The sequence below is a fragment of the Caballeronia sp. LZ062 genome (assembly GCF_031450785.1).
Lineage (GTDB): Bacteria > Pseudomonadota > Gammaproteobacteria > Burkholderiales > Burkholderiaceae > Caballeronia.
Genome location: NZ_JARTWB010000003.1, coordinates 701,190 through 714,539, shown reverse-complemented (window position 1 = coordinate 714,539; position 13,350 = coordinate 701,190). Strand labels below are relative to the sequence as shown.

12 protein-coding genes are annotated in these 13,350 nt (G+C 62.1%); 8 read left to right on the top strand and 4 right to left on the bottom strand.

Translation table 11 applies throughout. The annotated features are described in order from the left end of the window. Positions 1-60 precede the first annotated feature (60 nt). The 8 genes from deoC to P9239_RS23265 all read left to right on the top strand — a co-directional run bounded on the left by deoC (position 61) and on the right by P9239_RS23265 (position 9,718). Positions 61-1,068: a deoxyribose-phosphate aldolase gene (gene deoC / locus P9239_RS23300; RefSeq protein WP_309755472.1), complete on the top strand. Its 1,008-nt coding sequence runs from the start codon at positions 61-63 to the stop codon at positions 1,066-1,068. A 26-nt stretch (positions 1,069-1,094) separates the two neighbouring features. Continuing rightward, the gene (locus P9239_RS23295; protein ID WP_309755470.1) at positions 1,095-3,485 is read left to right on the top strand and encodes an aldehyde dehydrogenase family protein; all 2,391 of its coding nucleotides are present in this window, start codon (positions 1,095-1,097) and stop codon (positions 3,483-3,485) included. A 75-nt stretch (positions 3,486-3,560) separates the two neighbouring features. Continuing rightward, positions 3,561-4,034 carry an RbsD/FucU family protein gene (locus P9239_RS23290; protein ID WP_309755581.1) on the top strand — a complete coding sequence of 158 codons (474 nt, stop codon included), beginning with the start codon at positions 3,561-3,563 and terminating at the stop codon, positions 4,032-4,034. After that, entirely contained in the window at positions 4,031-4,966 is a 936-nt protein-coding gene (gene rbsK / locus P9239_RS23285) for a ribokinase (protein WP_309755468.1), read from the top strand. The genes P9239_RS23290 and rbsK overlap by 4 nt, the downstream gene beginning before the upstream one ends. Then, complete coding sequence (locus P9239_RS23280) at positions 4,963-6,006, top strand: ABC transporter permease (RefSeq protein WP_309755463.1); 1,044 nt, start codon at positions 4,963-4,965, stop codon at positions 6,004-6,006. The genes rbsK and P9239_RS23280 overlap by 4 nt, the downstream gene beginning before the upstream one ends. Positions 6,007-6,070: 64 nt before the next feature. Further along, positions 6,071-7,075, top strand: coding sequence for an autoinducer 2 ABC transporter substrate-binding protein (locus P9239_RS23275; RefSeq protein ID WP_309755461.1), 1,005 nt, complete (start codon positions 6,071-6,073; stop codon positions 7,073-7,075). A gap of 55 nt (positions 7,076-7,130) precedes the next feature. Next, positions 7,131-8,660, top strand: a complete 1,530-nt coding sequence (locus tag P9239_RS23270) for a sugar ABC transporter ATP-binding protein (protein WP_309755458.1) — start codon at positions 7,131-7,133, stop codon at positions 8,658-8,660. Continuing rightward, positions 8,657-9,718 carry an ABC transporter permease gene (locus tag P9239_RS23265; protein ID WP_404980124.1) on the top strand — a complete coding sequence of 354 codons (1,062 nt, stop codon included), beginning with the start codon at positions 8,657-8,659 and terminating at the stop codon, positions 9,716-9,718. The genes P9239_RS23270 and P9239_RS23265 overlap by 4 nt, the downstream gene beginning before the upstream one ends. A gap of 38 nt (positions 9,719-9,756) precedes the next feature. On the opposite strand, the gene P9239_RS23260 is transcribed toward P9239_RS23265, so the two are convergent. From P9239_RS23260 to P9239_RS23245, 4 genes are all read right to left on the bottom strand, one after another. Further along, the gene (locus tag P9239_RS23260; protein WP_309755456.1) at positions 9,757-10,485 is read right to left on the bottom strand and encodes a DeoR family transcriptional regulator; all 729 of its coding nucleotides are present in this window, start codon (positions 10,483-10,485) and stop codon (positions 9,757-9,759) included. 134 nt (positions 10,486-10,619) lie between these two features. Beyond that, a complete protein-coding gene (locus tag P9239_RS23255) occupies positions 10,620-11,039 on the bottom strand; it encodes a hypothetical protein (protein ID WP_309755453.1) in 420 nt (139 codons plus the stop codon). Positions 11,040-11,139: 100 nt separating this feature from the next. Further along, on the bottom strand, positions 11,140-11,970 hold the full coding sequence (locus tag P9239_RS23250; protein WP_309755449.1) for an alpha/beta hydrolase: 831 nt from the start codon (positions 11,968-11,970) through the stop codon (positions 11,140-11,142). Between the two features lie 88 nt (positions 11,971-12,058). Continuing rightward, positions 12,059-13,321 carry a LysR family transcriptional regulator gene (locus P9239_RS23245; RefSeq protein WP_309755447.1) on the bottom strand — a complete coding sequence of 421 codons (1,263 nt, stop codon included), beginning with the start codon at positions 13,319-13,321 and terminating at the stop codon, positions 12,059-12,061. Between the last annotated feature and the right edge of the window lie 29 nt (positions 13,322-13,350).

Genomic DNA, 13,350 nt, shown 5'->3' with positions numbered 1-13,350 from the left:
CTGAGATCAATCTATCAGAAAGCTGTTGTGCGTTGCGCAAGCAGACAGCGACACGATCTCATGTTGGAAACCGCATCGAAGTCCATCGTCGCGTGGCCGGGAACGGCTTTGGCGGCCACGAGCGCGCGCAATCCCGGCGTTCCGTTCGACCTCGCCTGGCTCGAAGGGCTGCGCGTGAACCAGTCCGCCGTCGCGCGCCGGGCGGCGAGCTTCGGCTTGCGCCGCTCCGTCAAGAAAGACGCGCAAGCAGCGTGGCTGCTCAAGGCGATCACCTGCATCGACCTGACGACGCTGAGCGGCGACGACACCACCGCGCGCGTTCAACGCCTCTGCGCGAAAGCGCGCCGCCCACTGCGGGAAGACTTGCTCGACGCGCTCGGCATGTCGGACCAGCCGATCACGACCGGCGCGGTGTGCGTCTATCACCGCTTCGTCAAGACTGCGGTGGAGGCGCTGGCCGATAGCGGCATTCCCGTTGCGGCTGTTTCCACCGGCTTTCCTGCGGGCCTCAATCCGCATCCGCTCAAGCTGCGCGAAATCGAAGCATCCGTTGCCGACGGCGCCAAAGAAATCGACATCGTGGTCACGCGCGAGCATGTGCTGACCGGCAACTGGCGAGCCCTCTATAACGAAATGCGCGACTTTCGCGCGGCGTGCGGCGACGCGCACGTGAAGGCGATTCTCGGTACCGGCGACATTCGCACGCTGTCGAACATCGCCAAGGCGTCGATGATCTGCATGATGGCGGGCGCGGATTTCATCAAGACATCCACGGGCAAGGAAGGCGTCAATGCCACGCTCGACGTCTCGCTCGTGATGGTGCGCATGATTCGCGAATATCTGACGCGCACGGGCGTGGCCATCGGCTTCAAGCCGGCGGGCGGGGTGTCCAACGCGAAAACGGCGCTGCAGTACCAAATTCTCATGAAGGAAGAGCTTGGGCGCGAATGGCTCGAGGCGGACCTGTTTCGCATCGGCGCGTCCAGTTTGCTTGCCGATATCGAGCGTCAACTCGAACATCATGTGAGCGGGCGCTATTCGGCCTTCAACCGTCATCCGGTCGCCTGAACCGAGCCACTACAGACAGAAGCCTCATGAGCGTAGCCGAATACTTTTCTTCGATGGAATACGGACCCGCACCGGAAGACGATCGCGCCGTGCGCGCATGGCTCGAACAACACGGCGGCCGCTTCGGTCATTTCATCGACGGCGCATGGCGTGACGGGGCGGACGACAATCGCTTCGATTCGCGCGAGCCCGCGACGGGCCGCGTGCTCGCGTCGATCGCGCAGGGTGCAAGCGCCGATGTGGATGCCGCCGTGCAGGCCGCGCATCACGCGCTGGAATCATGGCAAGGCATCGGCGGCGCGGGCCGTGCGCGGCATCTGTATGCACTGTCGCGCATGGTGCAGAGGCATAGCCGCCTTTTTGCCGTGCTCGAATCGCTCGACAACGGCAAGCCGATCCGTGAGTCGCGCGACATCGATATTCCCCTTGTTTCAAGGCACTTTCTGCATCATGCAGGCTGGGCGCAACTGCAGGATCGCGAGTTCGCGGACTGGGCGCCGCTCGGTGTGATCGGCCAGATCGTGCCGTGGAACTTCCCGCTGCTGATGCTTGCATGGAAGATCGCGCCCGCGCTCGCGCTCGGCAATTGCGTCGTGCTGAAACCGGCGGAATACACGTCGCTGACGGCCTTGCTCTTCGCGGAGCTTGCGCACCGCGCCGGCTTGCCCAAGGGCGTGCTGAACGTCGTCACCGGCGATGGCCGCACGGGCGCGGCGCTCGTCGAACATCCGCGCGTCGCGAAGATTGCGTTCACCGGCTCGACCGAAGTGGGCCGTCAGATTCGCGCGACGACGGCGGGCTCGGGTAAATCGCTCACGCTGGAACTGGGCGGCAAGTCGCCGTTCATCGTTTTCGACGATGCCGATATCGATTCGGCTGTCGAAGGCGTCGTCGATGCAATCTGGTTCAATCAAGGCCAAGTGTGCTGCGCGGGTTCGCGCTTGCTCGTGCAGGAAGGCATCGAAGCGCGCTTCATCGACAAGCTCAAGCGCCGCATGGAAACGCTGCGCGTGGGGCCGTCGCTCGACAAGGGCGTCGACATGAGCGCCATTGTCGACGACGTGCAGCTCGAACGTATCCGCGCGCTCGTGGCGAAAGGGAAGAGCGAAGGCTGCGAGATTCATCAGCCATCGCGTCTCACGCTGCCGGAAGGCGGGGCATTCTTTGCGCCGACATTGGTGACCAACGTCGCGCCCGCTTCGACGCTGGCGCAAGAGGAAATCTTCGGTCCCGTGCTTGTTTCGATGAATTTCCGCACGCCCGACGAAGCGGTCGCGCTCGCGAACAACACGCGTTACGGCCTCGCCGCGAGCGTGTGGAGCGAAAACATCAGCCGCGCGCTGGACGTGGCGCCGCGCCTGCAATGCGGTGTCGTGTGGATCAACGCGACGAATCTCTTCGATGCAGCCGTGGGCTTCGGCGGCTATCGCGAATCCGGCTTCGGACGCGAAGGCGGGCGCGAGGGCATTCACGAATATCTGAAGCCGCGCGCATGGTCCAAGCTGCCGATGCGGGGCGAGAAGGAAGCGCCGCCTGCGGAATCCGACTCTATGATCGATACGCCGAACGTCAGCGCCATCGACCGCACGGCGAAGCTCTTCATCGGCGGCAAGCAGGCAAGGCCCGATAGCGGTTATTCGCGGCTCGTTCGCGCGCCGTCGGGCGACATCGTCGGCGAAGTGGCCGAAGGCAATCGCAAGGATATCCGCAATGCAGTGGCGGCAGCGCGCGGCATGACGAAGTGGGCGGCCGCGAGCGCGCACAACCGCGCTCAGGTGCTGTATTACCTAGCGGAAAATCTGAGCGCACGGTCGGACGAATTCGCGCGGCAGCTCGTCGTGCGCGCGGGTTCGAGTGAAAGCGATGCGAAACGTGAAGTCGATGCGTCGATCTCGCGTCTGTTCACGTACGCTGCGTGGGCGGACAAGTTCGATGGCGCCGTGCACGCGCCGCCGCTGCACGGCGTCGCCTTGGCCATGCACGAGCCGCTAGGCGTGATCGGCGTCGTGTGTCCTGACGAGGCACCGTTGCTCGGCTTCGTCTCGCTGATCGCGCCCGCGCTTGCGCTTGGCAATACGGTGGTCGCCGTGCCGAGCGCGACCTGCCCGCTCATGGCGACTGACTTCTATCAGATCGCGGACACGTCGGACGTTCCCGGCGGCGCGCTCAACATCGTCACCGGCGACGTGCGCGCGCTTGCCAAAACGCTTGCCCAGCACGACGACGTGGACGGGCTGTGGTGCTTCAATGGCGCGGCGCTGTCGGCGATGGCCGAGCGCGAATCGGTCGGCAATCTCAAGCGCACCTTCGTCGATCACGGGCGCCTGTTCGACTGGTTCGATGCATCGAGTGAAGGTTTGCCCTTCTTGCGCCAGGCCGTGCAAGTCAAGAATATCTGGGTGCCGTATGGAGATTGATTCCCGGCACTGACACTCATCAGGTTCAACGGCGCAGATCTCGAAACGAGACGCGCCATGCATGGAGGAGACGCTGTGCTGAAGAACATCGATCCGCTTCTGAACGCCGACATTCTCTACGCGCTCGCCGCGATGGGGCACGGCGACGAAGTCGTCATCTGCGACGCCAATTTTCCGGCCGATTCCGTGGCGCGCCAGACCGTTTTCGGCAAGCTATTGCGTATCGACGGCGTGAATGCGCCGCGCGTCGTGCGTGCGGTTCTGTCGGTCATGCCGCTGGACACGTTCGTGGACGATCCCGCAGGCCGGATGGAAGTCGTCGGCGACGCTACGGCGCTGCCTGCCGTGCAGCGTGAAGCGCAACGGGAAGTCAATCATGCGGAAGGCCGCGAACTGCCATTCGGGCCCATCGAACGCTTCGCCTTTTACGAGCGCGCGAAGAACGCCTATTGCGTCATCAGGTCAGGCGAGACGCGCGGTTATGGCTGCTTCATCTTCAAGAAAGGTGTGCAACTCGCGCCGGATGAACCGCAGGGAGACGCGCAATGAGCGGCAGCGTCGTCATTCTCGGCATCTATGTGACGGATCTTGCCTTTCGCGCACAGCGCATGCCCTTGCTTGGCGAGACCGTCGCCGGCTCTGCGTTCGCCATGGGGCCGGGCGGCAAGGGCTCGAATCAGGCCGTCGCCGCCGCGCGCGCCGGTGCCGACGTCATCTTCTGCACGCGCATTGGCAACGATGCGTTCGGCAAGATCGCGCAAGCCACGTGGGCCGCCGAAGGCATTACATCGCGGGCCAGCGTGATAGACGATATCGCGACGGGCGCCGCGCACATCTACGTCGATGAGAATACCGGCGGTAATGCGATCATCGTCGCGTCCGGTGCGGCAGGCACGCTCGGGCCGGATGACGTGGACGCCATCGAAGCGGACATTGCACGCGCAGCCGTCTTCGTCACGCAGCTCGAGCAGCCGATTCCCGCCGCGAAACGCGGACTCGAACTCGCACGGAAACATGGCGTGACCACCGTCTTCAACCCCGCGCCCGCCCTTGCGCTCGACGACGATATCTTTCCGCTTTGCGACTACATCACGCCAAACGAAACGGAAGCCGCGGCATTGACCGGCATCGCAGTCAAGTCTCTCGACGACGCGCGCCGCGCGGCTGACGTGCTTTTGGGAAAGGGCGCACGCGCGGCGATCATCACGTTGGGCGAAGCAGGCGCGCTATTGCATAGCGCCTATGAATCGGTGCTTGTGCCGGCCTTCGAATGCGGGCGCGTGATCGAAACCGCCGGCGCGGGCGACGGCTTCACCGGCGGCTTCGCGGCGGCGCTCGCACGCGGCGACAGCGCACTCGATGCGGTGCGCTTCGGATGCGCATTGGCGAGCATTTCAGTGACGCGGCCGGGGACTGCGCCTTCGATGCCGCGCCTCGATGAAATCAATGCGTTGCTCAGCGAAAGGAGCGTGACGCAATGAAAGCGTCGAAGTGGCTCGCTGACAGGCAGTTCAACTTTCTGATCGGCGTCAATGTGCTGGTGGTGATCGTCGCGACGTGGCTTTCGCACGGCCAATTTCTTGATATCGACAATCTCCAGTCGATGGGCGGCCAATTGCCCGAACTCGGCTTGCTTGCACTCGGCATCATGCTTTCCATGGTGTCGGGCAATGGCGGCATCGACTTGTCGGGTGTCGGTCTGGCGAATCTGTCGGGCATGGTCGCCGCCATGCTTCTGCCGCACATGGTTTCCGCCGACGATTCGCCGGCGCTCTATACCGCGGTATTCGCGGGCATCGTCGTGGCAATGGGATTGATCGGCGGCTTGCTGAACGGCGTGGTCATCGCGAAGCTCAGGCTGACGCCGATTCTTTGCACGCTCGGCACGCAATTGCTCTTTACGGGCATTGCGGTCGTGTTGAGCAACGGGGCATCGGTGCGCGTCGAATACGTCGATCCGCTCTCGAACATCGGCAACGGGACCTTCCTTCAGGTGCCGATCTCGCTCTGGATCTTCGTAGCGGCGGTGCTTGTGCTCGGCTGGGTGCTCAGGCGCACGCCGTTCGGGCTGCGGCTCTACTTGATGGGCACGAATCCCAAGGCCGCCTTCTACGCGGGCATTCCGCGCGCGCGCATGTTGATCCTCACGTATGGCATGTGCGGCGTGCTGGCGTCGCTTGCGGGTCTCATCAGCGCGACGCACACGTCGAGCGCGAAATGGGACTACGGCAACTCTTATCTTCTGATTGCGATCCTGATTGCAGTGATGGGCGGCGTCAATCCGGCGGGCGGCTATGGACGCATCGTGTGCGTGTTTCTCGCGGCGACGGTGCTCCAGTTCTTGTCGAGCCTCTTCAACCTGCTCGGCGTCTCGCAGTTTTTCGGCGATTGCGCGTGGGGTTTCCTGCTGCTTGCATCGCTCGCTTTCGCAGGCGGCGAACGCGTGCGCGCGATCTTCGGCATCGGCGGAGCGAGGCCCACATCCAAGGTTCCACCGCCGCCCGCATCCACGGGACGTTGATTTCAGCTGTGTATTGCTTCAAAAGACCATCGAAAGACATTCGAAACATAAAGGAGACGACACGATGAAGCTCAAGACTTTCGGCACCGCGCTTACGGCCATTGCGCTTGCCGCAGGCGCGATCATGGGCGCGCAGGCCGCGACGAACGAGACCATCGTCACGGTCGTGAAAGTGACGGGCATCAACTGGTTCAATCGCATGGACGATGGCGTGAAGGAGTTCGGCAAGGAGAACCCGAACATCAACGCGTATCAGACCGGGCCGGGCCGCGCGGATGCCGCGCAGCAATTGAAGATCATCGAGGATCTGATCGCGAAGAAGGTCACTGCGATCGCCGTGGTTCCGTATGATCCGCCGACGCTCGAACCCGCGCTCAAGAAAGCGATGGATCGCGGCATCAAGGTGGTCACGCACGAAGCCGACAACGCGAAGAACACGATGGTCGACATCGAAGCCTTCGACAACACGGCATACGGCGCGGGCCTGAACGAACGGCTCGCGAAGTGCATGGGGCAGCAAGGCAAATGGGCCGTCCTGGTCGGCTCGCTCGGTAGCCGCTCGCAAGTGCAATGGGCTGACGGCGGCATCGGCAACGCCAAGGCCAAATATCCGAAGATGGACCTGGTCGAGCCCAAGCTCGAAACCAACAATGACGGCGAACGCGCGTATCAGGTAGCGAAGGAAGTGCTGCGCAAGCATCCGGACCTGACGGGCTTCCAAGGCTCTTCGTCGCTGGATGTGATCGGCATCGGACGCGCGGTGGAAGAGGCCGGCAAGGTCGGCAAGATCTGCGTGTACGGCACCGGACTGCCGACGGAAGCGGGCAAGTTCCTCGAAAGCGGCGCGATCAACGGCATCGCATTCTGGGACCCCAAGCTCGCCGGTATCGCGATGAACAAAGTCGCGCAAATGCTCGTCGACGGCAAGACGGTTGAGAACGGCGCAGACCTGGGCGTTACCGGCTATAACAAGGTCACGGTGAGCAAAGGTCCGGGCAAGGGCGTGATCGTTCGCGGCACCGGCTGGGTGGATGTGGACAAGACCAACTACAAGCAATATCCGTTCTGATGTGACGCTCGCGGCGCGGGCATGAAAAGGCGCGCGCCGCCCGGATCGATACGCCATGACCAAAGAGACACCGCTACTCGAAGTCGTCGATATTCATAAGCGCTTTACCGGCGTCTATGCGCTGCGTGGCGTGAGCCTTGCGTTTCAACGCGGGCAGATTTATCACCTGCTCGGTGAGAACGGCTGCGGCAAGAGCACACTCATCAAGATCATTTCGGGTGCGCAGCCGCCGGACGAAGGCGAACTGGTGATCGAAGGCGCGCGCCATGCGCGGCTCTCGCCGCTGGCGGCTTTGTCCGCCGGGATCGAGACGGTCTATCAGGATCTCTCGCTGCTGCCGAACATGAGCGTCGCGGAGAACGTCGGGCTGACTTCCGAACTCGCGGAGCACGCGGGCAAGCTCGCACGCACGTTCGACCGGCGCGCGCTTGCGGCAACCGCTGCACGCGCGCTGGAAGCCGTGGGGCTGCCGGGCGACGCCGATTTCCAAAAGACCCTGGTCGAGCAATTGCCGTTGGCGACGCGTCAACTCGTTGCCATTGCGCGCGCCATCGCGAGCGAGGCGAAGTTCGTCATCATGGACGAACCCACGACTTCGCTCACGCAGAAGGAAGTGGACAATCTCATCGCGGTGCTCGGCAGACTACGCGCGCAAGGCGTGGCCGTGTTGTTCGTGAGCCATAAGCTCGATGAATGCTATGCCATCGGCGGCGAAGTCATCGTGCTGCGCGATGGGCAAAAGATGGCGCAAGGGCCGATCGAAAACTACACGAAAGCGCAGATCAGCGAACTGATGACGGGCAAGCATCTTTCGACCGATCGCTACCGCGAAGACGGCGAGGCGCATGCATCGAAAGTCGTGCTGGATGTAAAGGCACTCGCGCGCAAGGGCCAGTTCGCCGATGTGTCGTTCGCGTTGCACGAAGGCGAGATACTCGGCGTCACGGGTTTGCTCGATTCGGGACGTAACGAACTGGCGCGCGCGCTTGCGGGCGTCGCGCCTGCGACTAGCGGCGTCGTGACGCTGGACGGCATGCGCGTGCGCCTGCAGTCGCCCGCAGACGCGAGAACGCAACGCATCGGCTATGTGCCCGAAGACCGCCTGAACGAAGGGCTTTTTCTCGACAAGCCTATCCGCGACAACGTCGTGACCGCGATGATCGCGAGCTTGCGCGACCGCATCGGCCAGATCGATCGCAAGCGCGCGCAAGCGTTGGCCGAGCGCACGGTCAAGGACTTGCAGATTGCAACGCCCGATGTCGACAAGCCGGTGCAATCGCTCTCGGGCGGTAATCAGCAACGCGTGCTGATTGGCCGCTGGCTTGCCATCAACCCGCGCGTGTTGATTCTGCATGGGCCGACAGTGGGTGTGGACGTGGGTTCCAAGGACATTATTTATCGCATCATGCAGCGGCTTTCGAAAGCGGGCATCGGCATCATTCTCATCAGCGATGACTTGCCCGAACTGCTGCAGAACTGCGACCGTATTCTGATGATGAAGAAAGGCCGCGTCGCCGGCGAATATCGCGCCGATCGCTTGAGCGAGGCCGATCTCTATCACGCGCTACTTTCCGAGGCAGCATGAGCATGGGCGAATCGATTCGCGGCGCCGCAAGCGAGACAGTGCCGCAAGCAGTGAGCAACGTCGCGCCCCGCGTGCGCAAGGGCAGTCTCTACGCGCAACTGATGCGCAAGCCGGAGTGGTTCACGGTCGGGCTGATCGTGGTTACGTCGCTGATCGTGGGCAGCCTCAACCCGCGCTTCTTTCAGTTCGCGACGCTCTTCGACATGCTGCATTCCGCGACCACGGTGTCGCTTTTTGCACTCGGCACGCTCGTCGTGCTGGCGTCGGGTGGCATCGACGTGTCGTTCACGGCCATCGCCGCCTTGACGATGTATTCGATCACCAAAGCGGTCTTCGCGTGGTGGCCCGACTGTCCGTTCGCTCTGATCGTGCTGACGGGCGCATTGGGCGGTGTCTTGCTCGGCGTCATCAACGGCATGCTGGTACATCGTTTGAAGGCGCCTTCGCTGATCGTCACCATCGGCACGCAGTATCTGTTTCGCGGTTTGCTGCTGACGTTCGTCGGCACGCAGTTCTTCATGAACATTCCGCACAGCATGGATGTGTTCGGCCGCTTGCCGCTCTTCTACTATCACACCGCCGACGGCTTGCGTGCCGTGCTGCCGGTATCGGTGCTGGCGCTCGTGATTGCGGCAATCGTCACGTGGTGGCTGCTCAATCGAACGATGATGGGCCGGGGCGTCTACGCAATGGGCGGCAGTCTCGTCATTGCCGAGCGTCTCGGCTATAACCTGCGCGCCATTCATCTTTTCGTGTTCGGCTACACGGGTCTGCTTGCGGGCGTGGCGGGCATTCTGCATGTATCGACGAACCGGCTCGCGAATCCATTCGATCTCGTCGGCACCGAACTCGATGTGATCGCCGCAGTGATTCTGGGTGGCGCGCGCATTACCGGCGGCACCGGGAGCGTAATCGGCACGCTGCTCGGTGTGGTGCTTGTCACGCTCATCAATAGCGTGCTGATTCTCGTGGGTGTCCCGAGCACCTGGCAGAAGGTGATCATCGGCGCATTCATCCTGCTTGCTGGGACGCTCTTCGCTTTGGGACGCAGGCAATAAATAGTGCGTTGCGCAGCGGCAAGCGAATAGCGATCTCGCTATTCGCGCGGGCTGGTACGGCGTTGCCCTTCCTCCGTGATGACCGAATCGAAGTCGGACATCTGGGAGAAGCGCACCGCCTTCACCTTGCCGAACTTGCTCGTATCGACCACGAGATGCCGCTCCACTGCGCTCGCCATGGCCGCTTGCTTGATAGCGACTTCGTGGAAATTCCAGCAGGTCACGCCGCGCGTTTCGTCAACGCCGCCGGCCGACATGAACGCCTTGTTGATGCCCATGCGTCGAAGCGTTTCGACGCTTTCATCGCTCGCGAATGATTCGGACGAGGGCACATAAACACCGCCGAGCAGAATCATGCGTACGTTGGGCTTGCGGCGCAGAATCTCGGCCACATTGAGCGAGTAACACACCACCGTCAGATGCATGTCTGTGGGAATCTGGCGGGCCAGCGTCGTCAAGGTCGTGCCGCAGTCGATGAAGATGGTTTCGTTATTCGTCAGCAAATGCGCTGCGTGGCTCGACGCAACCGCTTTCGCTTGCGCGAAGTGATCCTTCTCTTCTTCGATCGTATAGCCCGCCGCATTCGGCAAATCCGCCGCGCTCACGATATAACCGCCCAGGTAGGTGAACTGCCCGGGATTCGCGGCAACATCGCGGCGCACGGTCATTTCGGAGACACCGAGCAGCGCGGCGGCATCGCGCAGACGCATCACGTTTTGTTTTTCTAGTGCACTGGAAAGCGTGCGCAGGCGGTCGGTCTTGGCCATCGTTTTGGAGTGCTCTTCACGCGTCGCCGGAGTGTTAGCTTTTAGTCGAACCTTGAAAGAATTATAACAACGCGAGGCGCGTCGAATGCGCGCCTCAAGCACAGGTCACGGGTAAATACGGAGCCCGTTGCCGGTTATGCGCCTTCGTTTTCTTCGAGCATCACGGCAAGCGTGCCGGCTTCGCTTTGCACGCCCGCATCGAGGTCGATTTCGTTCGGCGTCATCTTTGCAATGGCGCGCAAAAGGCGGGGCGAGAACGTCGCGCCGAATAGGGCAATGGCGTCTTCGCGGCGTCTGTCGTCGGCATGCGCGAGCGCACGCAACTCGTTGAGCGGAAGACCAACGAACAAGTCGAGAGGGTAGGGAGGAGCGGTAATAGCGGCTGCCGCGCCGGTTGCGACGGGGGCGCGCACACGCAGGCCGGGCTGAAGATGCTCTGCGAGTTCCATTGTGATTTCGTACTCCGCCTCGAATTCGAGTGATGTGCGCGCTTCGCTCTGCAGGAAAGGCGCAACCGTTTCGAGGCGGGCGAGTTCTTCATCGGTGAGCAACATGGCGGTTCTCCATCGAATTGAATGTCTTCGGCATGAGATGCCTAGCTAATTGCTTGCCCGGTCGTGAACGCACGAGACGCCGTTCAGCGGAAAAATTGACTCAGCCAACGCAGTGCGCTTCGATGAAGGCCGCAATAGCTTCGTTGACTGCATGCGTTGCGTCGCGGTGAGGCGAATGACGGCAACGCGGCAGTTTCACGAGCTGCGCATCCGCAACCGCTGCCTTGATCTTGTCGATCTGCTGCATCGACGCATACTCGTCGTCATTGCCTTGAATGGCGAGCAAGGGCCGGCGAATCGATGTGAGCGTTGTCGTGATGTCCCAGTGAAGGAACGCGGGGCTGAGCCATGCATCGTTCCAGCCATAAAACGCAGAATCCACGTTCTCGTGGTAAGGCCGAAGACGAGTGCGTAATTCGCCACTCTCATAAGCGGCTCTTGCCTGCGTGATTGCATCGACGGTCATCGGCTCGACGAACACATGCGGTGCGAGCACGGCGAGCCCCGCCAAAGAGTCGGGGTAGGCGCTCGCATAAAGCAATGCGATGGAGCCGCCATCGCTATGGCCGATGACCCACATGCGTGCGCGTTCTGCCTGGCTCACGCCGATGGCATCAAGCAATGCCGGGAGTACCACTTGCGCTTGATGATGCAGGAAATCAGCCGTCCAGTGCTCGTCCGACCGACGCGGCGTCGAACGTCCATAGCCGGGGCGCGAATAAACGAGGCCACGGCAATTCAGGCGATCGCATAGCGACTGCGGCCAGTCCTTCCATAGCGCAATGGAACCGAGTCCTTCGTGCAAAAACACCGCGATGGGTGCATCCCGAAGCTCAGGATTGATCCATTGATATTCGATGGATAGCGGATAGGAGCCGCCGGTCACTTGCGCGTACTGCACCGCGTCGATGGCATTATTCGTGTCGTTCATGGCCTTGATTTGTCGCGCGCCGAGTCACTGTTCATGCCTTCAAGATTACCAGACACGTTCGGATGAGCGCTCCGCAAAACGACTGCCTTTACGCCGTATGCTTCGTGAGTCTTGCGACGCCGGCTGAATGCGAGAGTTCATCGACCGTCAAACGGATCGCATCGATGAGCGCGCGGGCAGCAGGCGAAGGCGTGCTGCCTGCCCGCAACGTGAGTCCGATATCGCGCCGCGTGTTCTGCATCGCGATATCCAGCACGACAAGTTGCCTGGACTCGCATTCGTAGTGCAATTGCTGAGCCGACACGACCGCCAGCATATCCGTGCGAGTGAGCAAGCCGCGGATCACGGCGAGGTCCGCGGTTTCCACGGTGGGCATCGGCGGCTTCAGTTTGAGCCGCTTGAATTGGGCTTCGAACATGCCGCGCGCGGGCGCGTGACTACGCGGCAAAACCCATTGCGCCGCAGTCAGCTCCTTGAGCGTCAAGCCTTTGATGTTCGCAAGCGGATGCTCGCGCCGCGCAATGACCACCATGTCTTCCGACATGAGGCGCTCGTTGGTCAGCCCGCTCGATGCATCGTTGGGCCTGAGCGCACCGAGCACGAAGTCGATATCGCCTGCTCTCAGCCCGGCGACGAGCGGTTCGTAGGCACTCTCATCCGTGGCGATACGGACGCCGGGATATTGCGAGGCAACGCGTGCAATGGCACCCGGAAGAATCAGCGTTCGACCGAGCGGCAGCGCGCCCACAGTCACATAGCCTTGAATGGTGCCCCGCAAAGCGGCGATATCGTCGGGAATGTGGCGCAGTTCGTTGAGTGCGCGCCGCACGTGAAGCACGAACGTCTCCCCTTCGCTCGTAAGCAACAAGCCGCGCGGGCTGCGATAAAACAATTGCATACCCGAGCCGGTTTCCATGATGCGTATGGCGCTGCTGACCGCTGGCTGGCTGATACCGAGCGTCTGCGCGGCGCTCGGCATATGTCGATGACGCGCCAATGCGGAAAACAGCTGCAATCGCCGGGTGTTGAGCAGGAAGGCGGGCAACGCATTGCCGTTGGCGGACCGTCGACGCGACTGTCGCGTCGTGCACCACTGACCGAGTGCTTCGAGTTCCGCGAAGATGCGTTCGCAGCGAAGCAGTACTGCGCGGCCAGCGGGCGTCGGCAGCATGCCCGATGGACGACGTTCGAAGAGAGTTTCGCCGACCGCCGCTTCGAGTTCCTGCAAGGAGCGCGTGACAGCGGATTGCGCCCGAAACAGCGCCGCCGCCGCGCGCGTGGCGCTCCCGGTCTGTGCAACCAGCCGGAAAGCGCGCAAGTAAGCGAGATTGAGAAGTTCGCGGTTGTCCATGGCTTCGCTACGATAGGCGAGGCCATCAG

Coding starts and splice junctions, on each gene's coding strand:
- P9239_RS23255 (WP_309755453.1), bottom strand. CDS start 11,039: ATGTTGCTCACCGATGAAGAACTCGCCCGCCTCGAAACGGTTGCGCCT.
- rbsK (WP_309755468.1), top strand. CDS start 4,031: ATGAGCGGCAGCGTCGTCATTCTCGGCATCTATGTGACGGATCTTGCC.
- deoC (WP_309755472.1), top strand. CDS start 61: ATGTTGGAAACCGCATCGAAGTCCATCGTCGCGTGGCCGGGAACGGCT.
- P9239_RS23250 (WP_309755449.1), bottom strand. CDS start 11,970: ATGAACGACACGAATAATGCCATCGACGCGGTGCAGTACGCGCAAGTG.
- P9239_RS23275 (WP_309755461.1), top strand. CDS start 6,071: ATGAAGCTCAAGACTTTCGGCACCGCGCTTACGGCCATTGCGCTTGCC.
- P9239_RS23245 (WP_309755447.1), bottom strand. CDS start 13,321: ATGGACAACCGCGAACTTCTCAATCTCGCTTACTTGCGCGCTTTCCGG.
- P9239_RS23260 (WP_309755456.1), bottom strand. CDS start 10,485: ATGGCCAAGACCGACCGCCTGCGCACGCTTTCCAGTGCACTAGAAAAA.
- P9239_RS23270 (WP_309755458.1), top strand. CDS start 7,131: ATGACCAAAGAGACACCGCTACTCGAAGTCGTCGATATTCATAAGCGC.
- P9239_RS23265 (WP_404980124.1), top strand. CDS start 8,657: ATGAGCATGGGCGAATCGATTCGCGGCGCCGCAAGCGAGACAGTGCCG.
- P9239_RS23280 (WP_309755463.1), top strand. CDS start 4,963: ATGAAAGCGTCGAAGTGGCTCGCTGACAGGCAGTTCAACTTTCTGATC.
- P9239_RS23295 (WP_309755470.1), top strand. CDS start 1,095: ATGAGCGTAGCCGAATACTTTTCTTCGATGGAATACGGACCCGCACCG.